General features: G+C 72.0%; 19 protein-coding genes, 1 tRNA gene and 2 pseudogenes. 19 read left to right on the top strand and 3 right to left on the bottom strand.

Annotated elements, in window-relative coordinates:
* Positions 1–46: 46 nt before the first annotated feature.
* Together ACZ4Z2_RS02540 and ACZ4Z2_RS02535 are read left to right on the top strand one after the other, a co-directional pair.
* Positions 47–1,462, top strand: coding sequence for an NAD-dependent malic enzyme (locus tag ACZ4Z2_RS02540; RefSeq protein WP_468071507.1), 1,416 nt, complete (start codon positions 47–49; stop codon positions 1,460–1,462).
* Positions 1,463–1,781: 319 nt separating this feature from the next.
* Positions 1,782–2,063, top strand: a complete 282-nt coding sequence (locus tag ACZ4Z2_RS02535) for an HU family DNA-binding protein (RefSeq protein WP_055512725.1) — start codon at positions 1,782–1,784, stop codon at positions 2,061–2,063.
* A gap of 126 nt (positions 2,064–2,189) precedes the next feature.
* Here the strand turns inward: ACZ4Z2_RS02535 and murA are convergent, their stop codons facing one another.
* Positions 2,190–3,536, bottom strand: coding sequence for a UDP-N-acetylglucosamine 1-carboxyvinyltransferase (gene murA, locus ACZ4Z2_RS02530; RefSeq protein WP_468071505.1), 1,347 nt, complete (start codon positions 3,534–3,536; stop codon positions 2,190–2,192).
* Between the two features lie 311 nt (positions 3,537–3,847).
* Here murA and ACZ4Z2_RS02525 point away from each other — a divergent pair, with 311 nt between their 5' ends.
* The 10 genes from ACZ4Z2_RS02525 (at position 3,848) to ACZ4Z2_RS02480 (ending at position 15,919) form a co-directional block, all read left to right on the top strand.
* A complete protein-coding gene (locus ACZ4Z2_RS02525) occupies positions 3,848–4,420 on the top strand; it encodes a YqgE/AlgH family protein (protein WP_055512729.1) in 573 nt (190 codons plus the stop codon).
* 29 nt (positions 4,421–4,449) lie between these two features.
* A complete protein-coding gene (locus ACZ4Z2_RS02520) occupies positions 4,450–4,734 on the top strand; it encodes a DUF3039 domain-containing protein (protein WP_079054731.1) in 285 nt (94 codons plus the stop codon).
* A gap of 302 nt (positions 4,735–5,036) precedes the next feature.
* A complete protein-coding gene (locus ACZ4Z2_RS02515) occupies positions 5,037–6,338 on the top strand; it encodes an extracellular solute-binding protein (protein WP_468071503.1) in 1,302 nt (433 codons plus the stop codon).
* Positions 6,335–7,240: a carbohydrate ABC transporter permease gene (locus ACZ4Z2_RS02510; protein ID WP_468071501.1), complete on the top strand. Its 906-nt coding sequence runs from the start codon at positions 6,335–6,337 to the stop codon at positions 7,238–7,240. The genes ACZ4Z2_RS02515 and ACZ4Z2_RS02510 overlap by 4 nt, the downstream gene beginning before the upstream one ends.
* Entirely contained in the window at positions 7,237–8,079 is an 843-nt protein-coding gene (locus tag ACZ4Z2_RS02505) for a carbohydrate ABC transporter permease (protein ID WP_468071499.1), read from the top strand. The genes ACZ4Z2_RS02510 and ACZ4Z2_RS02505 overlap by 4 nt, the downstream gene beginning before the upstream one ends.
* Position 8,080: 1 nt before the next feature.
* The gene (locus ACZ4Z2_RS02500) at positions 8,081–9,712 is read left to right on the top strand and encodes a beta-N-acetylhexosaminidase (RefSeq protein WP_468071497.1); all 1,632 of its coding nucleotides are present in this window, start codon (positions 8,081–8,083) and stop codon (positions 9,710–9,712) included.
* A 279-nt stretch (positions 9,713–9,991) separates the two neighbouring features.
* Positions 9,992–10,885 carry an FAD binding domain-containing protein gene (locus tag ACZ4Z2_RS02495; RefSeq protein WP_468071495.1) on the top strand — a complete coding sequence of 298 codons (894 nt, stop codon included), beginning with the start codon at positions 9,992–9,994 and terminating at the stop codon, positions 10,883–10,885.
* Positions 10,882–12,825, top strand: coding sequence for a (2Fe-2S)-binding protein (locus tag ACZ4Z2_RS02490; protein ID WP_468071493.1), 1,944 nt, complete (start codon positions 10,882–10,884; stop codon positions 12,823–12,825). Before ACZ4Z2_RS02495 ends, ACZ4Z2_RS02490 begins: the two co-directional genes overlap by 4 nt.
* Positions 12,822–15,155 carry a xanthine dehydrogenase family protein molybdopterin-binding subunit gene (locus tag ACZ4Z2_RS02485; protein WP_468071491.1) on the top strand — a complete coding sequence of 778 codons (2,334 nt, stop codon included), beginning with the start codon at positions 12,822–12,824 and terminating at the stop codon, positions 15,153–15,155. Before ACZ4Z2_RS02490 ends, ACZ4Z2_RS02485 begins: the two co-directional genes overlap by 4 nt.
* 200 nt (positions 15,156–15,355) lie before the next feature.
* Positions 15,356–15,919, top strand: coding sequence for an SUKH-4 family immunity protein (locus tag ACZ4Z2_RS02480; RefSeq protein ID WP_468071490.1), 564 nt, complete (start codon positions 15,356–15,358; stop codon positions 15,917–15,919).
* A gap of 164 nt (positions 15,920–16,083) precedes the next feature.
* Here the strand turns inward: ACZ4Z2_RS02480 and ACZ4Z2_RS02475 are convergent.
* A tRNA-Cys gene (locus tag ACZ4Z2_RS02475) sits at positions 16,084–16,155 on the bottom strand.
* A gap of 264 nt (positions 16,156–16,419) precedes the next feature.
* Between ACZ4Z2_RS02475 and ACZ4Z2_RS02470 the strand changes: the two genes are divergently transcribed.
* The 4 genes from ACZ4Z2_RS02470 (at position 16,420) to ACZ4Z2_RS02455 (ending at position 21,771) form a co-directional block, all read left to right on the top strand.
* Entirely contained in the window at positions 16,420–17,877 is a 1,458-nt protein-coding gene (locus ACZ4Z2_RS02470) for an MFS transporter (protein ID WP_468071488.1), read from the top strand.
* 481 nt (positions 17,878–18,358) lie between these two features.
* The gene (locus tag ACZ4Z2_RS02465) at positions 18,359–18,733 is read left to right on the top strand and encodes a type II toxin-antitoxin system death-on-curing family toxin (protein WP_468071486.1); all 375 of its coding nucleotides are present in this window, start codon (positions 18,359–18,361) and stop codon (positions 18,731–18,733) included.
* 232 nt (positions 18,734–18,965) lie between these two features.
* Positions 18,966–20,750, top strand: a complete 1,785-nt coding sequence (locus ACZ4Z2_RS02460) for a DEAD/DEAH box helicase (protein WP_468071690.1) — start codon at positions 18,966–18,968, stop codon at positions 20,748–20,750.
* Between the two features lie 379 nt (positions 20,751–21,129).
* The gene (locus ACZ4Z2_RS02455) at positions 21,130–21,771 is read left to right on the top strand and encodes an IclR family transcriptional regulator (RefSeq protein ID WP_468071484.1); all 642 of its coding nucleotides are present in this window, start codon (positions 21,130–21,132) and stop codon (positions 21,769–21,771) included.
* A 19-nt stretch (positions 21,772–21,790) separates the two neighbouring features.
* On the opposite strand, the gene ACZ4Z2_RS02450 is transcribed toward ACZ4Z2_RS02455, so the two are convergent.
* On the bottom strand, positions 21,791–22,627 hold the full coding sequence (locus ACZ4Z2_RS02450; RefSeq protein WP_468071483.1) for an alpha/beta fold hydrolase: 837 nt from the start codon (positions 22,625–22,627) through the stop codon (positions 21,791–21,793).
* Positions 22,628–22,789: 162 nt separating this feature from the next.
* Here ACZ4Z2_RS02450 and ACZ4Z2_RS02445 point away from each other — a divergent pair.
* The 3 genes and pseudogenes from ACZ4Z2_RS02445 to ACZ4Z2_RS02435 all read left to right on the top strand — a co-directional run.
* Positions 22,790–23,218: pseudogene (locus ACZ4Z2_RS02445) on the top strand (MarR family winged helix-turn-helix transcriptional regulator); the annotation flags it as partial.
* A gap of 217 nt (positions 23,219–23,435) precedes the next feature.
* On the top strand, positions 23,436–24,236 hold the full coding sequence (locus tag ACZ4Z2_RS02440; RefSeq protein WP_468071482.1) for a S16 family serine protease: 801 nt from the start codon (positions 23,436–23,438) through the stop codon (positions 24,234–24,236).
* A gap of 274 nt (positions 24,237–24,510) precedes the next feature.
* Positions 24,511–24,636: pseudogene (locus ACZ4Z2_RS02435) on the top strand (hypothetical protein); the annotation flags it as partial.
* Positions 24,637–24,646 lie beyond the last annotated feature (10 nt).

The raw sequence follows: 24,646 nt of genomic DNA, 5'->3' as shown, positions 1-24,646 counted from the left end.
ACGGCAAAACGCACAAACGCAGTAGCGAAAGCAGAGGAAGTCGGCCATGGCAACGGCGCCCAGCGTCTCCTACTCGATGACGGTCCGCCTGGAGGTGCCCGCGAGCGGAACCGCGGTCTCCCAGCTCACCACGGCCGTCGAGTCCAACGGAGGCTCGGTGACCGGCCTCGACGTGACCGCCTCGGGGCACGAGAAGCTCCGCATCGACGTCACCATCGCGGCCACCTCCACCGCGCACGCCGACGAGATCGTCGAGCAGCTGCGCCACATCGAGGGCGTCACGCTGGGCAAGGTCTCCGACCGTACGTTCCTGATGCACCTCGGCGGCAAGATCGAGATGGCGTCGAAGCACCCCATCCGCAACCGTGACGACCTGTCCATGGTCTACACGCCCGGTGTGGCCCGCGTCTGCATGGCGATCGCCGAGAACCCCGAGGACGCCCGCCGCCTCACCATCAAGCGCAACTCCGTTGCGGTCGTGACGGACGGCTCCGCCGTGCTGGGCCTCGGCAACATCGGCCCCAAGGCCGCGCTGCCCGTGATGGAGGGCAAGGCGGCCCTCTTCAAGCGGTTCGCCGGCATCGACGCCTGGCCGATCTGCCTCGACACCCAGGACACCGACGCGATCGTCGAGATCGTCAAGGCGATCGCCCCCGGCTTCGCCGGCATCAACCTGGAGGACATCTCCGCGCCCCGCTGCTTCGAGATCGAGGCCCGGCTGCGCGAGGCCCTCGACATCCCCGTCTTCCACGACGACCAGCACGGCACGGCGATCGTGGTGCTCGCCGCCCTCACCAACGCGCTGCGCGTGGCGGGCAAGGGAATCGGCGACATCCGCGTCGTCATGTCCGGCGCCGGCGCGGCCGGTACGGCCATCCTCAAGCTGCTCATCGCCGCCGGTGTGAAGAACGCCGTCGTCGCCGACATCCACGGGGTCGTGCACTGCGACCGCGAGGACCTGGTCGACGCCGCCGCCGACTCCCCGCTGCGCTGGATCGCCGACAACACCAACCCCGAGGGCCTCACCGGCACGCTCAAGGAGGCTGTGCGCGGCGCGGACGTCTTCATCGGCGTCTCCGCCCCGAACGTCCTCGACGGCGACGACGTGGCCGCCATGGCCGACAACGCGATCGTGTTCGCGCTCGCGAACCCGGACCCCGAGGTCGACCCCGCGGTGGCCCGTCAGACGGCGGCCGTCGTGGCCACCGGCCGCTCCGACTTCCCGAACCAGATCAACAACGTGCTGGTCTTCCCGGGTGTCTTCCGCGGTCTGCTCGACGCCCAGTCCCGCACCGTCAACACGGAGATGATGCTCGCCGCCGCGAAGGCCCTCGCGGACGTCGTCACCGAGGACGAGCTGAACCCGAACTACATCATCCCGAGCGTCTTCAACGACAAGGTCGCGGGAGCGGTCGCCGGGGCGGTCCGCGAGGCCGCGAAGGCGGCCGGCGCGACGGTCTGACCCGGGGCCGCGGGCGGCCCCGCGGCTGCTCCGGCCGACTGTGACGGTCACCACGATGGGCCCGGATCCCGGCGCGTCGCTGGGGTCCGGGCCGTACGTATGCCTAGGGTGGCGGCCAGTCCGCCGCCGTGGCGGGCCCGAGCGGGACCTGCGTGGACATGGCGCTTTTCGTGTGACTCCCATGGGTGTTCGTGTGACTCCCATGGGTGCCGGATTGGCTTTCCCGCCGCAGGTGAGTGCAGGATGCGTCCCTGGGCGCGAGGGTCTGACGACGGACCCGGGTCCGCCTCAACGGCAAGAAGAACACGGGAGTAACAACATGAACCGCAGTGAGCTGGTGGCCGCGCTGGCCGACCGCGCCGAGGTGACCCGCAAGGACGCCGACGCCGTGCTGGCCGCGTTCGCCGACGTCGTCGGTGACATCGTCTCCAAGGGCGACGAGAAGGTCACCATCCCCGGTTTCCTGACCTTCGAGCGCACCCACCGTGCCGCTCGCACCGCGCGCAACCCGCAGACCGGCGACCCGATCCAGATCCCGGCCGGCTACAGCGTGAAGGTCTCCGCGGGCAGCAAGCTCAAGGAAGCCGCCAAGGGCAAGTGACCCCGCCGCCCGTGTGCCGCACGGCGGCGTACGAGGCCCGGTAACGCCAGTGGGGCGGTCTCCCGACACAGGGAGACCGCCCCACAGGCGTTTCTCGGGCAGCGGCTCAGCCCGACGTGCGGCGCGTCAGCCGAGGGCCTTGCCCGGCAGTTCCACCTTCGCGCCGAGCTCCATGAGCTTCTCCATGAAGTTCTCGTAGCCGCGGTTGATCAGGTCGATGCCGTGGACGCGGGACGTGCCCTGGGCCGCGAGGGCGGCGATCAGGTAGGAGAAGCCGCCGCGGAGGTCGGGGATGACCAGGTCGGCGCCCTGGAGCTTCGTCGGGCCCGACACGACCGCCGAGTGCAGGAAGTTCCGCTGGCCGAAGCGGCAGTCGGAGCCGCCGAGGCACTCGCGGTAGAGCTGGATGTGCGCGCCCATCTGGTTCAGCGCGGACGTGAAGCCCAGCCGGGACTCGTACACCGTCTCGTGGATGATCGACAGTCCCGTGGCCTGCGTCAGGGCCACCACCAGCGGCTGCTGCCAGTCGGTCTGGAAACCGGGGTGGACGTCCGTCTCCAGGGCGATCGACTTCAGCTGCCCGCCGGGGTGCCAGAAGCGGATGCCCTCGTCGTCGATCTCGAACGCGCCACCCACCTTCCGGTAGGTGTTCAGGAACGTCATCATCGAGCGCTGCTGGGCGCCCCGGACGTAGATGTCACCCTCCGTGGCCAGCGCGGCGGACGCCCAGGAGGCGGCCTCCAGACGGTCCGGGAGGGCCTTGTGGGTGTAGCCGCCGAGCGAGTCCACACCGGTGATGCGGATCGTGCGGTCGGTGTCCATCGCGATGATGGAGCCCATCTTCTGCAGGACGCAGATGAGGTCCTCGATCTCCGGCTCGATCGCCGCGTTCGACAGCTCCGTCACGCCCTCCGCGAGGACGGCCGTGAGCAGCACCTGCTCGGTCGCGCCGACCGACGGGTACGGCAGCCGGATCTTCGTGCCGCGCAGCCGCCGCGGCGCCTCCAGGTACTGGCCGTCCTCCCGCTTCTCGATCTTCGCGCCGAACTGCCGCAGCACCTCGAAGTGGAAGTCGATCGGCCGGCCGCCGATGTCGCAGCCGCCGAGACCGGGGATGAAGGCGTGGCCGAGCCGGTGCAGCAGCGGACCGCAGAACAGGATCGGGATGCGGGAGGAGCCCGCGTGGGCGTCGATGTCGGCGACGTTCGCGCTCTCCACGTTCGTCGGGTCCATCACCAGCTCACCCGGTTCGTCCCCCGGGCGGACCGTTACGCCATGCAGCTGCAGCAGCCCGCGCACCACCCGCACGTCGCGGATGTCGGGGACGTTGCGCAGCCGGCTCGGACCGCTGCCGAGCAGCGCGGCGACCATGGCCTTCGGTACGAGGTTCTTCGCACCGCGGACACGGATCTCGCCACTGAGCGGGGTGCCGCCGTGTACAAGCAGTACGTCGTCAGAGCCGTTGACGGTCATGAATCTCGCGTTCCGTGATGTAGGGCAGAGGGCTTTACGGCGTGGGGGACCGACCGGTTTCCCGTTGTGCGGGAGCCGTTTCGGCGTGGGCCGGAAGGGCTAGCGTAAACGCCGCCCACCCCCCTTCCGTAAGCCCGAGTGCTTCTCAGCCACGTCATGGGTTCGCCACAACACGAACCGTCCACGGCCGGGCACATGGGGTCACCGGACCGGCCGTGCGCGGGGTCCGCACCGGTGCGCCCTGAGCTGCGCGCACCCCGCTGAGGGGATTGGCTCCCCGCGCGGGGGCAGGATGCGGGATCATGTCTGGCATGACCGAGGTGTCCTCGCTCACAGGGCGGCTGCTCGTGGCCACGCCCGCCCTGGCGGACCCGAACTTCGACCGCGCTGTGGTGCTGCTCCTCGACCACGACGAGGAGGGCTCACTCGGGGTGGTCCTCAACCGCCCCACCCCGGTGGACGTCGGAGACATCCTGGAGGGCTGGGCGGAACTCGCCGGCGAACCCGGGGTCGTCTTCCAGGGCGGACCGGTGTCCCTGGACTCGGCGCTCGGCGTCGCGGTGATACCGGGCGGCGGCCCCGTCGACCGGGCCCCGCTCGGCTGGCGGCGTGTGCACGGCGCGATCGGGCTCGTCGACCTGGAGGCCCCGCCGGAGCTCCTCGCCTCCGCGCTCGGCTCCCTGCGCATCTTCGCCGGGTACGCGGGCTGGGGCCCCGGCCAGTTGGAGGACGAACTGGTCGAGGGCGCGTGGTACGTCGTCGAGTCGGAACCCGGCGACGTGTCGTCCCCCTCGCCCGAACGGCTCTGGCGGGAGGTCCTGCGCCGCCAGCGCAGCGAACTCGCGATGGTGGCCACGTACCCGGACGACCCTTCGCTCAACTGATGCGTGCGAGCCCCAGTACCCTTGGCGGCATGAGCACTCTTGAGCCCGAGCGCGGTACTGGTACGGGGACCCTCGTCGAGCCGACGCCGCAGGTGTCGCACGGCGACGGTGACCACGAGCGCTTCGCCCACTACGTCCAGAAGGACAAGATCATGGCGAGCGCGCTCGACGGCACGCCCGTCGTGGCGTTGTGCGGCAAGGTGTGGGTACCGGGTCGCGACCCGAAGAAGTACCCCGTGTGCCCCATGTGCAAGGAGATCTTCGACTCCCTCGGCGCGGGTGGCGGGGACGACGAGGGCGGCGGCAAGAAGTAACGGCCGGACGTTTGTGACCGCGGTGCCCGGGAGCGGGTACCGCGGTCTTTGCTGCGCCGCCGCGCTGCTGCGCCGGGCGCCCAGCGACTCGGGGGTGTGCGTTCGTTGGCGGATGCGGGTCGGTTGTGGTTTCTCGCGCAGTTCCCCGCGCCCCTGAAGGCAGGCGCCGTCTCTCGGTCACAACTGGTCGAGACCTCTTGTGGTCATGTTCATGACTCCATAGCCTCCGGTGAGTTGTAGAGAGCAAAACGCCTGTTGCAGAGGATGCAACACTCCGCTCCCCCTCCGGAGGACCACGCGCCATGAAGCTCGCCCCCCGACTGCTCGCCCCCGTCGCGGCCCTCGCCCTCGCCGGACTGACCGCCTGCGCCCCCGGGACGTCCGACAACTCCTCGGCCACGAAGGACGACAGAACCGGCACCCTGCGCGTCTGGCTCTTCAGGGAGGTGAGCAACGCGCCGAAGGAGAAGGTCGTCGACAAGGTCGTCGCCGCCTTCGAGAAGGCGCACGAGGGGGCGAAGGCCAAGGTCGAGTACATCCCCGTCGAGACCCGCGCCGAACGTGTGAAGGCCGCCTTCAACGACCCGAAGAGCGCCCCCGACGTCATCGAGTACGGCAACACGGACACGGCCGGCTACGTCAAGGACGGCGGACTCGCCGACGTCACCACCGACTTCAACGGCTGGTCCGACTCCAAGGACTCCGACCCCACCGCCAGGACGTCCGTCACCGTCGACGGCAAGGTCTACGGCGCGCCTTTCTTCGTCGGCGTCCGCGCCCTGTACTACCGCACGGACGTCTTCGAGGAACTCGGCCTGGAACCCCCGAAGACCCTGGACGAGCTGACGACCGCCGCCCAGCGGATCCGCGCGGCCGAGCCCGACCTGTACGGGCTCGTCGTCGGCGGCGCGTACACCTACGGCGCCATGCCGTTCGTCTGGGCCCACGGCGGCGAGATAGCCGAGGGCAAGGGCGGCTCGTACGCCTCCACCATCGACAGCGCGGCCGCCCAGAAGGGCATCGAGGCGTACACCTCGCTGTTCGGCGACGACAACTGCCCCGCCGCCAAGTGCGCCGGCATGGGCGGCAACGACACGGTCACCGCGTTCGCCGCGGGCAAGGCCGGTATGGCCATCGGCGGTGACTTCAGTCACGCCGCCGTGGAGGCCGGGAAGGTCAAGGGCAAGTACGCGGTCGTCCCCCTGCCGGGGGTGAAATCCGGTTCTGTGGCGCCGGCGTTCGCGGGCGGCAACAACATCGGCGTACTGAAGAGCACCACGCGCCGCACGCTCGCCGTCGACCTCATGAAACGGCTGGCGTCCAAGAGGACCCAGGGTGAACTCTTCGACGCGATGGGCTTCCTGCCGACGTACACCGACGTACGGGCCGAGGCGGCGAAGAAGGAGCCGTTCATCGAGCCGTTCGTGAAGACCCTGTCCTCGGGGACCCGGTTCGTGCCGGTCTCCCCGGCGTGGGCCCGGATCGACGCGTCGCTCGTGCTGCCGACGATGTTCCAGGAAATCATCAGCGGCAAGAAGGACGTGAAGGACGCGTCCGAGGACGCGGCGGAGCGGATGAACGACGCCTTCAGCTCCGTCGGGTGACGCCCGTGCCCCCCGGTTCGGGCGGGGGCCCCGCCCGGTGGACGCCCTGGATCTACCTCGCGCCCGCGCTCGTCGTCCTCGGCGGGCTGCTCGTCTACCCCGTCTACCAGCTCGGCCTGATCTCGCTGCTGGAGTACACCCAGGCGCAGGTCAGCGGCGGTGAACCGACCTCCTTCCGGGGGTTCGGGAACTACGCCGAACTGCTCGGCGACACCCAGTTCTGGCGGGTGCTGCTGGCCACCGTCGTCTTCGCGGCGGCCTGTGTGGTGTCCACGCTGGCCGTCGGCTGCGCGCTGGCCGTGCTGCTGACCCGGGTGCGGGCCGTTCCGCGGCTGGCGCTGATGCTGGCCGCGCTGGGCGCGTGGGCGACCCCGGCGGTCACCGGCTCCACGGTGTGGCTGATGCTCTTCGACCCCGACTTCGGGCCCGTCAACCGGGTGCTCGGGCTGGGCGACCACTCATGGACGTACGGGCGGTACAGCGCCTTCCTCCTCGTCCTGCTGGAAGTCGTCTGGTGCTCCTTCCCGTTCGTGATGGTGACGGTCTACGCGGGCATCCGGGCCGTTCCGTCGGAGGTCCTGGAGGCGGCGGCCCTCGACGGTGCCTCGCAGTGGCGGATCTGGCGGTCGGTGCTCGCGCCGATGCTCCGCCCGATCCTCGTCGTCGTCACCATTCAGTCGATCATCTGGGACTTCAAGGTCTTCACCCAGATCTATGTGATGACGGGCGGCGGCGGTATCGCCGGCCAGAACCTCGTCCTGAACGTGTACGCCTACCAAAAGGCATTCGCCGCCTCCGAGTACGGCCTCGGCTCGGCGATCGGCGTGGTGATGCTGGTGATTCTGCTGGCGATCACCCTGGTGTATTTGCGACTGCTCCGCGGACGGGGGGAGGAGCTGTGAATTCGACGGGTTTCCGGCGACGGCCCTGGCGGCTTGCCGCGGAGGCATCCGCCCTGGTCATCGCGGTCGCGGTGGCGTTCCCGCTGTATTGGATGGCGGTGAGCGCCGTCAAACCGGCGGGGGAGATCGAGTCGCCCGGGGCCCGGCCCTGGACGCTCGCGCCGACACTCGATTCCTTCCGCCGGGTCCTCGGGCAGCAGGAATTCGGCCGCTACTTCCTCAACAGCTGTGTCGTCGCCGGGGCCGTGGTTCTCGCCTCCGCGCTGATCGCGTTTCTCGCGGCGACGGCGGTGACGCGATTCCGCTTCCGTTTCCGGACGACCTTGCTGATCATGTTCCTGATCGCCCAGATGGTGCCCGTGGAGGCGCTCACCATCCCCTTGTTCTTCCTGATGCGGGACGCCGGCCAACTCAACACCCTGGGCGCGCTGATCCTGCCCCACATCGCCTTCTCCCTGCCCTTCGCGATCTGGATGCTGCGGGGCTTTGTGAAGGCCGTGCCGGAGTCCCTGGAGGAGGCCGCCCAGCTCGACGGGGCGAGCCGTTCCCGATTCCTGTGGCAGATCCTTTTCCCGCTCGTCCTCCCGGGGCTGGTCGCCACCAGCGTCTTCTCGTTCATCTCGGCCTGGAACGACTTCCTGTTCGCCAAGTCCTTCATCATCAGCGACACCTCCCGCTCGACGCTGCCGATGGCCCTGCTCGTCTTCTACAAGCCGGAAGAGCCCGACTGGGGCGGTGTGATGGCCGCGTCCACGCTGATGACGATTCCGGTGCTCGTCTTCTTCGTACTCGTACAACGACGGCTGGTCTCCGGACTGGGCGGAGCGGTCAAGGAGTGACGTGACTGATCTCGACGGAACGGAACTGATTCCGGCGCCCGGCCGTGTCTGCCGGAACCGGCCCGGCCGCGGCCGCCTGGACGAGGAGACGCGGCTGTTGGCCGGCCCGGGCACCGAGGGCGTCGCGCGCTGGCTGCGGGCGACGGTGGGCGCGGCTACCGGGTACGCCCTCCCGGACGGGGGCGGGTCCGCGTCCAGGCTCGTGCTGGGCGTCGAGCCCGGTCTGCCGCCCGAGGGCTACCGCCTGGTGGTCGACGGCACCGACCACCTGATCCAGGGCGGCAGCGCGGCAGGCGTCTTCTGGGGCGCGCAGACCTTCCGGCAACTGCTCGGTCCCGACGCCCACCGGCGGGCCCCCGTACGGCCGGGCCGGGGCTGGGACCTCCCCGGGGTCACCGTCGAGGACGCTCCCCGCTTCGCCTGGCGCGGCCTCATGCTCGACGTGGCCCGGCACTTCCTGCCCAAGGACCAGGTGCTGCGCTATCTGGATCTCATGGCCGCGCACAAACTCAACGTCCTGCACCTCCACTTGACGGACGACCAGGGCTGGCGCGTCGAGATCGAGCGATACCCGAGGCTGACGGAGGTCGGATCATGGCGGGCCCGCACGAAATTCGGCCATAGGGCGTCCCCCTTGTGGGAGGAGAAGCCGCACGGCGGTCACTACACGCACGACGACATCCGCGAGATCGTCGCCTACGCCGCCGAGCGGCATATCACCGTGGTCCCCGAGATCGACCTCCCGGGACACAGCCAGGCCGCGATCGCCGCGTATCCGGAACTGGGCAACACCGATGTCATCGACACGACCTCCCTCACCGTCTGGGACACCTGGGGCATCAACGAAAACGTACTCGCCCCCACTGACAACACCCTGCGCTTCTACGAGGGGGTCCTGGAGGAAGTCCTGGAACTCTTTCCGTCGGCCTTCGTGCACCTTGGCGGCGACGAGTGCGTCAAGGACCAGTGGAAGCGGTCGGCCACCGCGCAGGAACGCATCCGCGAGTGCGGGCTCACGGACGAGGACGGCCTGCAGTCGTGGTTCGTGCGGCATTTCGACAACTGGCTGACGGCGCGCGGGCGTCGCCTGATCGGATGGGACGAGATCCTTCAGGGCGGCCTCGCGCCGGGTGCGGCCGTGTCGTCCTGGCGGGGCTACGCGGGCGGCGTCACGGCGGCCCGAGCGGGCCACGACGTGGTCATGTGCCCCGAGCAGCACGTGTACCTGGACCACCGTCAGCACGACGGCCCCGACGAGCCGGTGCCGATCGGCTACGTGCGCACCCTGGAGGACGTCTTCCGCTTCGAGCCGGTTCCACCGGAGTTGACGCCCCAGGAGGCGCGGCACGTGCTGGGCACCCAGGCCAACGTGTGGACCGAGGTGATGGAGGACCCCGCGCGCGTGGACTACCAGGCGTTCCCGCGGCTCGCGGCCTTCGCCGAGGTGGCCTGGAGCCGGCTGCCCGCGCCCGCCGAGCGGGACTTCGCCGACTTCGAGCGGCGGATGACCGTCCACTATCGCCGACTTGACGCACTGGGGGTCGGTTATCGGCCGCCCGGCGGCCCCCGTCCGTGGCAGCGGCGACCCGGCGTGCTCGGACGCCCGATCGAGGGGACGCCCCCGAATGTGTGAGACGGCCGCGCCCCCGTACGTCCGCGAGCGGGTGGGCCGAGGCGGCACCGTCACCAGGGACAAGACGCGCCAGAAGCAGCCAAGCGCGTCAATATGCACGCACGGGAGATGTCGTACCAAAACGGACTATCCCCGGTGTGAGGTGGGCGAATGCCTCCTAGCGGACCCCCGCGTTCGGGCCTCGCGAGAATGTGCCAGAGTTGCCACGTCCGCCCTGTCAGCACGTACCGTACGGCAACACAGGCGGACCAGGTGGGGCAGCGGGAAGGGGCAGCCGGTTTGACCACGCACGCACCGCAGGCGGCGCAGGCCGTGACCCTGCCCGGCTCGCTCGACGAGGCCGTGGCGGCCCTCGCCGCCATGCCCTGGGCGGTCCCGGTGGCGGGCGGCACGGACCTCATGACCGCGGTCAACTCCGGGCAGCTCCGGCCCGCCGCGCTGGTCGGGCTGGGCAGGATCAGCGAGATCCGCGGCTGGCAGTACCAGGACGGGCACGCCCTGCTCGGCGCCGGACTGACGCACGCCCGGATGGGGCGCCCGGATTTCGCGGCGCTCATCCCGGCGCTCGCCGCCGCCGCGCGCGCCGCCGGCCCGCCGCAGATCCGCAACGCGGGCACCCTCGGCGGCAACATCGCGACGGCCGCCCCCACGGGGGACGCGCTGCCGGTGCTGGCCGCCCTGGAGGCCACGCTGATCATCGCGGGCCCGGGCGGGGCCCGCCGGGAGATGCCGGTCTCCCACCTGCTGGCCGGCATGGAGATGCTGCGCCCCGGCGAACTGATCGGGTACGTGCGCGTGCCGCTGCTGCACGCCCCCCAGGTCTTCCTCAAGGCCACGGGGCGGACCGGTCCCGGCCGCGCCGCCGCCTCGGTCGCCCTCGTCCTCGACCCCGCCCGGCGCGGGGTGCGGTGCGCGGTCGGCGCCATAGCGCCGATGCCGCTGCGCCCTCTGGACGCCGAGGCGTGGGTCGCCGGACTGATCGACTGGGACGGCGAGCGCACCCTGGTCCCCGAGGCGTTGCAGGCGTTCGGCGAGTACGTCGCCGCCGCCTGCATCCCGGACCCGGCCCCCGAGGTCGACGGCTCCGTGCCACCGCTTCCGCCCGCCGTACTGCACCTGCGGCGCACCGTCGCCGCGCTGGCCCGACGAGCACTGGGGAGGGCGCTGTCGTGACCGACGACCAGCACGGAGAGGGCACCCCGCGGCAGGGGGGCCAGAGCGGCTGGGAGCGACTGCCGCAGGGCGACTACGACGACGGCGCCACCACCTTCGTTCAGCTCCCCGAGGGCGGCATCGACGCGCTGCTCGCCGCCGACAGCCCGCTCGCCGCGCCCGGCCACGGCTATGTGCCGCCGCCGATAGCGGCCAACCCGGCCGGCACCGCCGGGACCGACCCGTCCGGCACGGGTTCCTGGGCCATGCCGGCCGAGGGCGCCCAGTGGCACGACCCGAACGCCGGGCAGCAGCAGCCCCCGGCGCAGGACGGGTTCACGTACAACCCCGGGTCCACCGGGCAGTGGACGTTCGAGGAGCCGGCCGCACAGGAAGGCACCGCACCCGGTCACGACGTGACCGGCGAGTGGTCGATTCCGGTCGCCGGGGGTGACCTTCCGGACGAATCGGGCGAGTTCAGTACCTCGGCCCTGGTCGAGCAGTGGGGCGGCACCCCGCCCGCGACCCTGCCCGGCGGTGCCCCCGCACCCTGGGCGACCGAGCAGATCGGCACCGCCTGGACCGCGCCGCCGCCCGCGGCACGGGTCGAGGAGCGCGCCACCGAGGACCGCCCCGCCGACGAGCGCGCCACCGACGGCCGCGCCACCGACGACCGCGCCATCGAGGAACCCCCGGCCGACGCGCCGGCCGCGGCTCCCACGGAGTCCGCCGACGCCCCCGCGGGCCCCTCCGGCGCTCCCACCGAGGCACCGGCTCCCGAGGCCGTCGAGGAGGCCCCCGAAGCCGCCCAGGAGCCCGCCGGAGACGCCGAGTCGGCCGACGGGGCCGAGGGCGACCCCGAGGGCCCCCAGGAGGCGGAGACGCCCGCCGAGGCGCCCGACGCCGAGATCCCGGGCGCCGAGGAAGAGGGCGCCGCGGAACCGGCCGCCGAACCCACCCCGCCCCCGCACGACGACCACCCCCTCGCCTCGTACGTCCTGCGCGTCAACGGCGCCGACCGGCCCGTCACCGACGCCTGGATCGGCGAGTCGCTGCTCTACGTGCTGCGCGAGCGGCTCGGCCTCGCGGGCGCCAAGGACGGCTGCTCCCAGGGCGAGTGCGGCGCCTGCAACGTCCAGGTCGACGGCCGGCTCGTGGCCTCCTGCCTGGTGCCCGCCGTCACCGCCGCGAGCAGCGAGGTGCGCACCGTCGAGGGTCTCGCCGTCGACGGGCAGCCCTCCGACGTGCAGCGGGCGCTCGCCCGGTGCGGCGCCGTCCAGTGCGGCTTCTGCGTGCCCGGCATGGCGATGACCGTGCACGACCTCCTGGAGGGCAACCCGGCCCCCACCGAGCTGGAGGCCCGCCAGGCGCTCTGCGGCAACCTCTGCCGCTGCTCCGGCTACCGCGGTGTGCTCGCCGCCGTGCGCGAGGTCGTCGCCGAACGCGAGGCCCACGCCACCGGCGAGAACGAGACCGGCGCCGACACCGAAGAGGCCCGCATCCCGCACCAGGCGGGCCCCGGCGCGGGTGGCGTCAACCCGGCGGCGTACGAGGCCCAGGGGGCACCGCCCGCCGCCCCGCACGACCCCGGCCAGTCCTACGGCGGCCAGGGGCTGTCCTTCGGCGACCCGGGCGACACGTACGGCGGTCAGGGGCAGTCGTTCGGCGGCCAGGACGGCACGTACGGGGGCCAGGACCAGACCTTCGGCGGCCAGGACGGCACGTACGGCGGTCAGGGCCAGTCGTTCGGGGGTCACGACGACTCCTACGGCGGTCAGGGCCAGACCTTCGGCGGCCAGGACGGCACATACGGGGGCCAGGGGCAGTCGTTCGGCGACCCGGGCGACACGTACGGCGGTCAGGGGCAGTCGTTCGGGGGTCATGACGACACCTACGGCGGTCAGGGCCGGTCGTTCGATGATCAGGACCAGTCGTTCGGCCAGGACGGAGGCCAGGCGTGAGCAACGAAGCAGCCACCGCGACGCCCGCGGTCGCCGGGAGCGCCGGAAGCGCCGGCGAGGCCGCGCCCGCCCCGGAGCCACTGCCGCACGGGCTCGGCGCGTCCCTTCCGTCCGCCGACGCCCGCGCGAAGTCCGAGGGCACCTTCCCGTACGCGGCCGACCTGTGGGCCGAGGGCCTGCTGTGGGCCGCCGTCCTGCGCTCACCGCACCCGCACGCGCGCATCGTGTCCATCGACACCTCCCACGCGCGCGAGATGCCCGGCGTCCGGGCCGTCGTCACCCACGAGGACGTGCCCGGTACCCCGCTGCACGGGCGCGGCAAGATCGACCGGCCGGTGTTCGCCTCCGACGTCGTACGCCACCACGGCGAGCCCATCGCCGCCGTCGCCGCCGACCACCCGGACACCGCGCGGATGGCCGCCGCCGCCGTCATCGTCGAGTACGAGGTGCTCGAACCGGTTATCGACCCCGAGCAGGCGTTCGAAGCCGAGCCCTTGCACCCCGACGGCAATCTGATCCGGCACATCCCGCTGCGCCACGGCGACCCCAACGCCTCCGGTGAGGTGGTCGTCGAGGGGCAGTACCGCATCGGCCGCCAGGACCCGGCCCCCATCGGCGCCGAGGCCGGCCTCGCCGTGCCCCGCCCCGACGGCGGTGTCGAGCTGTACCTCGGCTCCACCGACCCGCACACCGACCGCGACACCGCCGCCGCCGTCTACGGCCTGGCCCCCGACCGCGTCAAGATCGTCGTCACCGGTGTGCCCGGCGCCACCGCCGACCGCGAGGACCAGGGCTTCCAGCTCCCGCTCGGCCTGCTGGCGCTGAAGACCGGCTGCCCGGTCAAACTGACCGCCACGCGCGAGGAGTCCTTCCTCGGCCACGCGCACCGGCACCCGACGCTCCTGCGCTACCGCCACCACGCGGACGCCGAGGGCAGGCTGGTCAAGGTCGAGGCCCAGATCCTGCTGGACGCGGGCGCGTACGCGGACACCTCCTCCGAGGCCCTGGCGGCGGCCGTGTCGTTCGCCTGCGGCCCGTATGTGATCCCCAACGCCTTCATCGAGGGCTGGGCGGTGCGCACCAACAACCCGCCCTCCGGCCATGTGCGCGGCGAGGGCGCCATGCAGGTCTGCGCCGCGTACGAGGCGCAGATGGACAAGCTCGCCAAGAAGCTGGGCCTCGACCCGGCCGAGCTGCGCATGCGCAACGTGATGTCCACGGGTGACGTGCTGCCCACCGGACAGTCCGTGACCTGCCCGGCCCCCGTCGCCGAACTCCTCGAGGCGGTGCGGGAGTTCCCGCTCCCGGCGCTGCCGAAGGACACCCCCGAGGAGGAGTGGCTGCTGCCGGGCGGCCCCGAGGGCGCGGGCGAGCCGGGCGCGGTCCGCCGCGGCGTCGGCTACGGCCTCGGCATGGTCCACATGCTCGGCGCGGAGGGCGCGGACGAGGTCTCCACGGCCACCGTGAAGGTCCACGACGGCATCGCGACCGTGCTGTGCGCGGCCGTCGACACCGGCCAGGGCTTCTCCACCCTCGCCCGGCAGATCGTCCAGGAGACCCTCGGCATCGACGAGGTGCACATCGCCCAGGTCGACACCGACCAGCCCCCCGCGGGCGCCGGCTGCCGGGGCCGCCACACCTGGGTGTCGGGCGGCGCGGTGGAACGCGCGGCGAAGATGGTCCGCACCCAGCTGCTCCAGCCCCTCGCCCACAAGTTCGGCATGTCCACGGAGCTGCTCCAGATCACCGACGGCAAGATCACGTCGTACGACGGTGTCCTGTCGACGACGGTCGCGGAGGCGCTGGACGGCAAGGAACTGTGGGCCACCGCCCAGTGCCGCCCGCACCCGACCGAGCCGCTGGACGGCGCGGGTCAGGGCGACGCGTTCGTGGGCATGGCCTTCTGCGCGATCCGCGCGGTCGTGGACGTCGACATCGAACTCGGCTCCGTACGGGTCGTGGAGCTGGCGGTCGCCCAGGACGTCGGCCGGATCCTCAACCCCGCGCAGCTCAACGCCCGGATCGAGGCGGGCGTCACCCAGGGCGTCGGCATCGCGCTGACGGAGAACCTGCGCACCCCGCGCGGTCTGATCCGCCACCCCGACCTGACCGGGTACTCCCTGCCCACCGCCCTCGACGCCCCCGACATCCAGATCGTCAAGCTGGTGGAGGAGCGGGACGTGGTGGCCCCCTTCGGCGCGAAGGCGGCCAGCGCCGTACCGGTGGTCACCTCCCCGGCGGCCATCGCCTCGGCGGTACGCGCCGCGACGGGCCGCCCCGTGAACCGCCTGCCGATCCGCCCGCAGGCGGCGGTGGTGACGGGGGCCTGACGGGTCCCCGCACGGCCCCCGGACCGGCCTGACCGGTCCACTGGCCCTACCCCGGCCGGGTGTTCGCGTGTACGGCGGGCGTTGTCAGTGGGGCGGCGTATGGTTCTGGGAGTGGGACGGCAACGGCCGCTGTGCGGCGCGGTGTTGTCCCCTGCCGGGGGTTGGCACGCGAGCCATGTGCTGGGGGAGCCGAGAGCACGATGACGATGGGGACCATGGGCCTGACGGACCTGAACGACCTGAAGGGCCTGACCGTGACCGCCGGACCGGCGACACTGTCGGGACTGGCGCTGGACCTGCCCGCCCTGCTGCTGGACGAGGAGTTCGGCCAGAGCAAGGTGTGGCGCTTCGAGGACTTCGACTTCCCGGCGACGCTCACGCACGAGCCGACCCGTCGTTTCCTGCGCGACATGGGCCTGCCCGAGGAGCACGCCCTCTTCCACCTCGACACGGACATCCCGCTGCCGACCCTCGCCGAGTACTACGCGCACGAGCGCCCCGGGTTCCCGGCCGACCGGCTCCCCGCCGAGGCCGCCCGCCTGATCCGCCTCGGCCACTTCGTCGAGGGCAACAGCGTCGTCCTCGACGGCACGACGGGCGCGGCCCTCAACTGGAGCGAGCCCGAGTCCACGCTCTGCCCCCTCAACGCCGACATCTCCACCCTCGCCTTCACCCTCTGGCTGCTCCAGCGGGAGAAGCGGGAGAAGACGCCCACGGGCTGCTGGGTGGAGAGACTGCGCAACGAGGCCTGCGCGGACGGCTGACCGACCCGACCGCTGCCCCGGCGAGCGGGCGACCTCACCCTGTCCTTACGGACCCGGTCGGCTGCGGACCGAGGTTGTCGAACCACCGGAAGGTGAACGACACGTCGAAGGGCCCCACCGCGAACGGTGGGGCCCTTCGACACCATGCCTGCGCGAGGCGCCGGAGGCCGTGGCGGGATTCGAACCCACGTAACTCGCTTTGCAGGCGAGCCCCTGAACCACTCGGGCACACGGCCGGGTTGGGGCAATCATGGTGCTTCGGTAGAACTTCGGGTGATTGCTCCGAACTCGATGTGTCGACCGTAGGCGGGGGAGGGGGCGGGGCTCAAGGGGTGCGTGGGGGCTGCAACGGGACTGCCATACGCCGTTCATGAAAGGGCGTGGCGTGGGGTGCCCGGGGTGCGTGGGGGAGAAGGGGCGGGGGCGTACGACCAAGGTCGCATCGGGTGTGGGACTCCGGACAGGGGTCAATGTCAGCGATGCCCCTTACTCTGGCGGGCATGGGTGCTCTGAGGCCGCGTGGCACGGGCGTTGCGCAGGATGGTGGACCGGTTGTCGCCGGCGAGCGCGCGGAGGGGGTGTTGGGACGTTCCCACCGGGCGCTCAGCGTCGGCATCGTCTCCGTCGTGCTGCTGATCGCGTTCGAGGCGATGGCGGTCGGGACGGCGATGCCCGTCGTGGCGCGGGATCTGGACGGGGTCTCCGCGTACGGCTTCGTGTTCTCCGCCTACTTCACCACCAGCCTCTTCGGGATGGTGCTGTCCGGGCAGTGGTCCGACCTTCGGGGGCCGCTCGGGCCGCTCACCACCGGGATCGCGGCCTTCGCCGCCGGGTTGCTGGTGTCCGGCACCGCGGGCGCCATGTGGCTGTTCATCCTCGGCCGTGCCGTCCAGGGACTCGGCGGCGGCCTGGTCATCGTCGCGCTGTACGTGGTGGTGGGGCGGGCCTACCCGGAGCGGCTGCGGCCGTCCATCATGGCCGGGTTCGCCGCGAGCTGGATCATCCCGTCCGTCGTCGGCCCCCTCGCCGCCGGCGCGGTCACCGAACAGCTGGGCTGGCGCTGGGTCTTCGTGGGCATCCCCGTCCTGGTCGTCCTGCCGCTGGGGCTGGCACTGCCCCAGATACGGCGCCGGGCGTCGGGCCCGGTCGGCGGCACAGCGACCGGGGCCCCCGCCTTCGACCGCCGCCGTATCCGGCTCGCCCTCGGTATCTCGGTGGGTGCCGGGCTCCTCCAGTACGCCGCCCAGGACCTGCGGTGGCTGTCGGTCGTGCCGGCGGCCGTCGGGGTGGGGCTGCTGGTGCCGGCGGTGCTCGGGCTGCTGCCCAGGGGGACGTACCGGGCGGTGCGGGGACTGCCGTCGGTGGTGCTGCTGCGCGGGGTGGCCGCCGGGTCGTTCATCGCGGCCGAGTCGTTCGTACCGCTGATGCTGGTCACCCAGCGAGGGCTGTCGCCGACGCTCGCCGGGTTCTCGCTCGCCGCGGGCGGCGGGGCGTGGGCGCTGGGGTCGTGGGTGCAGGCGCGGGCGCGCGTGGAGCCGTACCGGGAGCGGCTGATGACGACCGGGATGATGGTGGTCGCGGCGGCGATCGCCGCGGTGCCGAGTGTGCTGATCGAGACGGTGCCGGTGTGGACCGTGGCCGTCGCGTGGACTTTCGGGTGCTTCGGGATGGGCCTCGTCATCTCCTCCACCAGCGTCCTGCTGCTCAAGCTCTCCGCCCCCGAGGAGGCAGGCACCAACTCCGCCTCGCTCCAGATCTCCGACGGCCTGTCCAACGCGCTGCTGCTCGCGGCCGGCGGCGCCGCCTTCGCCGCGCTCGGCGGCGGCGCGGCCGGCCACACGGCCACCACCGCCTCCGGCACCGGCTCCCACCCGGCCGCGTTCGTCGCCGTGTTCCTGCCGATGGCGGCCGTGGCCCTCCTGGGCGCCTGGGTGACGACACGGCTGCGGGAGCGGTGAGGGAACAGGGGGAGGAGGAGGTGAGGAGGGCGAGGGGCGGACCGCTGCCCGTAAAGCGGTGGGGCCGGCGTCCGCTCTCCCTCTAACCTCACCCCCATGACCGAGATCACCCACCGCCTCGACCCCGCCCTCCAACGGGCCCTCGCCGACCAAGGGCCTGTCGTTTGGATCACGCCTGGGCCGCGGGGCTTGGCACGCACGCCTGCCGCGTTGTCGTCGGTTGCCAACGCTCCGCGTTGACGCCCTCCTCCGCCTTGCAGCCGCACGCACCAAGCCCCGCTCACCGGCAGCCGTCAAGGTGCCGCAACCCGAAGCCGGCATGATCCAAACGACAGACCCTCGCCGACGCGCAGGAGCGGGGGCCGGAGGACGTGGTGGGGGAGGCCGTGGAGGCATATGTGCGGGCGCAGGGGGCGCTCGTGCGGGGGCATGCCGAGCGGCTCGCCTCCGCGCACGCCGAGTTGTTGCGGAGGCTGGGGGAATGAGCCGTCATCTGACCGTCGCCGAGGTCACCGCCGTCGCCGAGGTCGCCTTCGGGGGGCGGGCGCCCGAGCAGCGGGAGCCCGGGCTGCTGGAGTCGGCCGTGCACCGGCCGCGCGCCCGGATGTTCGGCACCGCCGCCTACACCGACCTCCACGACCAGGCGGCCGCGCTGCTGCACGCCATTGCCACCAACCACCCCCTGGTCGACGGGAACAAGCGCACGGCCTGGCTCGCCGCGGCCACGTTCCTCGCCGTCAACGGCGTCGACCTCGCGGACGTCGACCAGGACCGGGCGTACGACCTGGTCATCGATGTCGCCTCCGGGGACGAGAGCGACGTCGCGGTGATCGCGGGGCGGCTGAGGTCGCTGTGAGGTGGATCCCATCGCCGGGGGTCGGGGTGTCGTACGCGCGTTGACCCGGTCGCGCCGCCGGTAGGGTGGCCCGGTTGTCATACGTAGCCGAGCCGGCCGAGCCGCCGTGGCAGGGCCGCTCGTCGCTACCCCGCCGAGCCGCCCGACCACAGATCACAGACCGGAGACCGTGACTACCTCCCGCCCGTCGACCACCGCCACCCTCAACGGAGGCCCCTCCGGGCCCGCTTCGATGACCGCCACCTCGAACCACCACCTCTCGCCCGCCTTCCCCGGCCGCGCCCCCTGGGGTACCGCCAGCAAGCTGCGTGCCTGGCAGCAGGGGGCGATGGAGAAGTACATCCAGGAGCAGCCGCGGGACTTCCTCGCGGTCGCGACCCCCGGCGCCGGGAAGACCACCTTCGCGCTGACCCTCGCGTCCTGGCTGCTGCACCACCACGTGGTGCAGCAGGTGACCGTCGTGGCGCCGACCGAGCACCTGAAGAAGCAGTGGGCGGAGGCGGCGGCCCGGATAGGGATCAAGCTGGACCCGGAGTACAGCGCGGGACCGCTCGGCAGGGAGTACGACGGGGTCGCCGTCACCTACGCCGGTGTCGGCGTGCGCCCCATGCTGCACCGCAACCGCAGCGAGCAGCGCAAGACCCTCGTCATCCTCGACGAGATCCACCACGCCGGTGACAGCAAGTCCTGGGGCGAGGCGTGTCTGGAGGCGTTCGAACCGGCCACGCGGCGGCTCGCCCTCACCGGTACGCCCTTCCGGTCCGACACCAACCCCATCCCGTTCGTGACGTACGAGGAGGGGCAGGACGGCATCCGGCGCTCCTCCGCCGACTACACCTACGGCTACGGCAACGCGCTCGCCGACAACGTCGTGCGGCCCGTCATCTTCCTCTCCTACAGCGGCAACATGCGCTGGCGCACCAAGGCCGGCGACGAGATCGCCGCGCGGCTCGGCGAGCCCATGACCAAGGACGCCATCAGCCAGGCATGGCGCACCGCGCTCGATCCGCGCGGCGACTGGATGCCGAGCGTGCTGCGCGCCGCCGACCAGCGGCTCACCGAGGTCAGGAAGGCCATCCCGGACGCGGGTGCCCTCGTCATCGCCTCCGACCAGGACTCGGCGCGCGCCTACGCCAAGCTCATCCGGGAGATCACCGGCCACTCGGCGACCCTCGTGCTGTCCGACGACGCCGGCGCCTCGGACCGCATCGACGAGTTCAGCCACAACACCGACCGGTGGATGGTCGCGGTGCGGATGGTGTCCGAGGGCGTCGACGTGCCGCGGCTCGCGGTCGGGGTGTACGCCACCACCATCTCCACCCCTCTCTTCTTCGCGCAGGCCGTCGGCCGCTTCGTGCGGTCCCGGCGGCGCGGCGAGACCGCGTCCGTGTTCCTGCCGACCGTGCCCGACCTGCTCGGCTTCGCCAACGAGATGGAGCGCGAACGGGACCACGTCCTCGACAAGCCCAAGAAGGGCGGCGAGGAGGACCCGTACGCCGAGGAGGAGAAGCTCCTCGCCGAGGCGGAGCGGCAGCAGGACGAGGACACCGGCGAGCAGGACATGCTGCCGTTCGAGGCGCTGGAGTCGGACGCGGTCTTCGACCGGGTCATGTACAACGGCGCCGAGTTCGGTATGCAGGCCCACCCGGGGAGCGAGGAGGAGCAGGACTACCTCGGGATCCCGGGGCTCCTCGAACCCGACCAGGTGCAGCTGCTGCTCCAGAAGCGGCAGGCCCGGCAGATCGCGCACAGCCGCAAGAAGCCGGACGCGGAGGCCGACCTCGTCGAGCTTCCGGCCGACCGGCGGCCCGTCGTCACCCACAAGGAACTCCTCGAACTGCGCAAGCAGCTCAACAGCATGGTCGGCGCCTACTCCCACCAGAGCGGCAAGCCGCACGGCGTCATCCACACCGAGGTACGGCGTGTGTGCGGCGGACCGCCGAGCGCCGAGGCCACGGCGGGGCAGCTGCGGCAGCGCATCGCCAAGGTCCAGGAGTGGGCCACCCGCATGAAGTGACGGCTGCCCGTGTGAGGGCGGCGGCGTGGGCGGGGTGACGGCTGTCCGTACGGCGCGTGGGAGTTCCCGCGCGCCGGGCGGCGCGCTGTGTGTGCCCTGTGCGGCGCGCCCCTACATTTCGCGACAAATCAAAGTAGTCCGTACCGGTCCTTGACCGGATTCTGGACGGAGTCTTCCGCTCAGCGAACCGGCTCGTCTACTGTCCCGCTACGCAAACGCCCCGTGGCAGCGCCGCCGCGGAGCGCAGCCGTGAAGCGACTCCGCCCGGAAGCCAACCGGGTCCAGCCGATCGGCGGCCTCTGTAGCGCGTCGCCGACGGGACCGGTGACGCATCCCTCGCGAAGGGGGCCGCCGCCCTCACCACGAAGGAGTGGGCGTCGTGACCGCGGAGACCTCTCAGACGCTGGATCGGGGACTGCGTGTCCTCAAACTTCTCGCCGACACCGACCACGGGCTGACCGTCACCGAACTGTCCACCAAGCTCGGGGTCAACCGGACCGTTGTGTACCGCCTGCTCGCCACGCTGGAGCAGCACTCTCTCGTACGGCGTGACCTGGGTGGACGTGCCCGGGTCGGGCTGGGTGTGCTCCGCCTGGGCCGCCAGGTGCATCCGCTGGTACGGGAGGCCGCGCTGCCGGCGCTGCGGTCCCTGGCGGAGGACATAGGCGCCACCGCGCACCTCACCCTCGTCGACGGCACCGAGGCGCTGGCCGTGGCTGTCGTCGAGCCGACGTGGACGGATTATCACGTCGCCTATCGGGCCGGATTCCGGCACGCGCTGGACCGGGGTGCCGCCGGACGCGCGATCCTGTCGGCCCGCCAGCAGCCGGGGGACTGGCCCGGCTACGCGCTCACCCACGGTGAGCTGGAGGCGGGGGCGAGCGGGGCCGCGGCGCCGTTGCTCGGTGTGACCGGGGTCGAGGGCAGCGTCGGCGTCGTCATGCTGGCCGACGCCGTGCCGGAGCGGGTGGGGCCGCGCGTGATGGACGCGGCCCGAGAGGTGGCCGACGCGCTCCGCTGAGCCGGGCTCCCTCTCCGTCCTACGGTCGGCGCCCGCCCTCCAGCGTGTCCAGCCACTCCAGGACCAGCTCGGCGAAGGTCTCCGGCTGTTCCATGACGGCGTAGTGGGCCGTGCCCTCGATGGACGTGGCCCGGCCGGGGCCGGCGACCGTGGTGGTGAGGCGTTCGGCCATGGCGATGAGGTCGGGGGCGTCGAGGGCGCCGTTGATCGCGAGGACCGGGACGGTGACGGCGGCGGCCCGGGCCCAGGTGTCCGTCACCGGGACGTGCCAGTCCGTCTCGCCCAGGGTGTGCTTGGCGACGGTGTCGCGGTTCATCTCCCGCACCCGGCGCACGATCTCGGCGTCCACGTCGTCCGCCGTGCGGTACGGGCCGATGACCGCCTCGGCGGACACGTCCAGCCAGGTCTCGATGTCCCCGGACATCAGCGCGCCGTAGTAGCGGGTGACCGAGTCCTTGGTCCAGGGGTCCGTGAACTCGGGCTCACTGGTGCCGACGTTGCTGACGACGACGCCCCGGACGAGATCCGGGTGCTCCAGCGCGGTGTCGACCGCGATGCCCCCGCCCATCGACATGCCGACCAGCACGGCCGGGCCGGTGTCGAGGTGGCGCAGCAGCGCGGCGAGGTCGTCGGTGAACCGGAACGGCTTGCTCGCGTTGGCGGACGCCCCGTGGCCCCGCGCGTCCGGTGTGATCACCCGGTGGTGGGCCGAGAGCGGCGGGACCAGGTCGCGCCACATCCGGCGATCGGTGAAGCCGCCGTGCAACAGGACCAGAGGGAGGCCCGTGCCGGTGTCTCCATAGGCGAGGGGGCCGTCGTCGGACGCGAACGTGAGGACCTGCGATCCATCTGTCATGACAACTAAGGTGTCATCTTGCGGGTGGAATGGCAACCCAGGTGTCATCCTGGTCGGGTGACGCAGAACGAGAGCGACAGCGCGAGCGACAACGAGGGCGACAACGACACCGGGCAAGCCGCCCACGGCACCGACAGGGACCGGCCGCTCCCGCCCGAGGTCCTGGCCGGCCGGCTGTACGAGGTGTTCGCCGTCCTCGGTCCCCTGTACCGCAGGGTGACCAGGGCCGTGGAGCTGAAGGCGCCGACCGTGGGACTCTCCATCGGCGTCCGGGCCGTACTGGAGCTGCTGCGGGCCAAGGGGCCCCTGACCGTTCCGCAGATGGGGCGCACCCTGGCGGTGAGCCGGCAGTTCGTGCAGCGGATGGTCAACGAGGCGGCGGACGGCGACCTCGTCGAGGCCGTCCCCAATCCGGCCCACCAGCGCTCCTCCCTGATCCGGCTGACGGACGCGGGGCGCGCCGCCATCGACGACCTCATCGCCCGCGAGAGCCGGCTGATGGCGCGGGTCGGGGGTGACATCACCGGCGCGGACATCGACACCTGTGTGCATGTGCTCACGCAGATGCTCGCGGTCTTCGAGGAGGCGGACGGGAAGGCGGTTGGGGCGGCGGACGGGACGGCGGGCGCCGGAACGGCGGGCGGGAAGTCGGGCGGGAAGGCGAGTGGGAAGTCGGGCGGGAAGACGGACGGGAAGTCGGACGGGAAGACGGACGGGAAGGCGGGCGGGAAGTGAGTTCCGGCACCCGGGCACGGTCCGCCGCCCACCGCCCCGTGGCCGGAACCGCGCGTCGCGTTAGATTGACCCCGTGCTCTCTCGCCTCTCCCGTCTTTCGCGTCCCGCCGCCGTAGCCGTCTGTGCCGTGCCCGTCGTGGGACTCCTCACGACGGTCGCGTTCGCGCCGCTGCCGTTCACCATCGCGCAGCCGGGCATGACGGCGAACGTCCTCGGCGAGAACAAGGGCGAGCCGGTGATCACCATCTCCGGCACGGAGACCCGGCGGACCAGCGGCGAACTGCGGATGACGACCATCGTGGCGACGGGCCCCGACGCCGAGGTCGGCCTCGGTGACGTGCTCGACAACTGGTTCCGCACCGACCGGGCCGTCATGCCGCGCGACGCGGTCTACCCGAGCGGCGAGTCCGTGAAGGAGATCGAGGAGTACAACGCGGCCGAGATGAAGGAGTCCCAGGACACGGCCACGGAGGCGGCCCTCGCCTACCTCGGTGAGGACGCCGGCGACGTCAAGGTCACCTTGCGGCTCGCCGACGTCGGCGGCCCCAGCGCCGGTCTGCTCTTCTCCCTCGGCATCGTCGACAAGCTCGACGGCGACGGCAGCGGCGGCGACCTCACCGGCGGCCGTGTCATCGCCGGTACGGGGACGATCGACGGCTCCGGCAAGGTCGGCGCCGTCGGCGGAGTGCCCCTGAAGACCCAGGCCGCCCGGCGCGACGGCGCCACGGTCTTCCTGGTCCCCAAGGCCGAGTGCGCCGACGCGAAGGCCGAGCTGCCGAAGGGGCTCAGACTCGTCCCGGTGACCACCCTGAAGAACGCGGTCAGCTCCCTGGTGGCCCTGAAGACGGGCAAGGGTGCCGTCCCGAGCTGCTGACCCGCACCCGGGCGGGATCCACCGTCGCGGTCGTACGACCGGGCCCGGTGCGCCGCACACCGGGCCCGGCCTGGGGTGTCCGTCGCCGTACTGGAGGGGGCGGTACGCCTCGTACTCGCTGCGGGCGGCCAGCCCGTAGGGCAGGCCGTACGCGAATCCGACCTGTGGGACCTGGGCAATCCGCGCCGGGCCCGTCCGACTGGGCACCACCGGCACCGGCGGAGTCGCCCTGGGCGCGTTCCAGTTCTCCGCGGACGGCGACACCCTGGTCGGGGTGGGCGGCGACCGCGTGCTCCGGCTGTGGGACGGGAGCGACCCGCGAGAACCCAGGTTCGTGTCGAAGCGGCCCACGGGACACACCAAGGCCGTGTACTCCGTCGCCGTGCGCGACGACGGCGTGGCCGCCACCA

The sequence above is a fragment of the Streptomyces sp. NPDC030183 genome (assembly GCF_055573455.1).
This window is presented reverse-complemented; position numbering and strand designations above follow the sequence as displayed.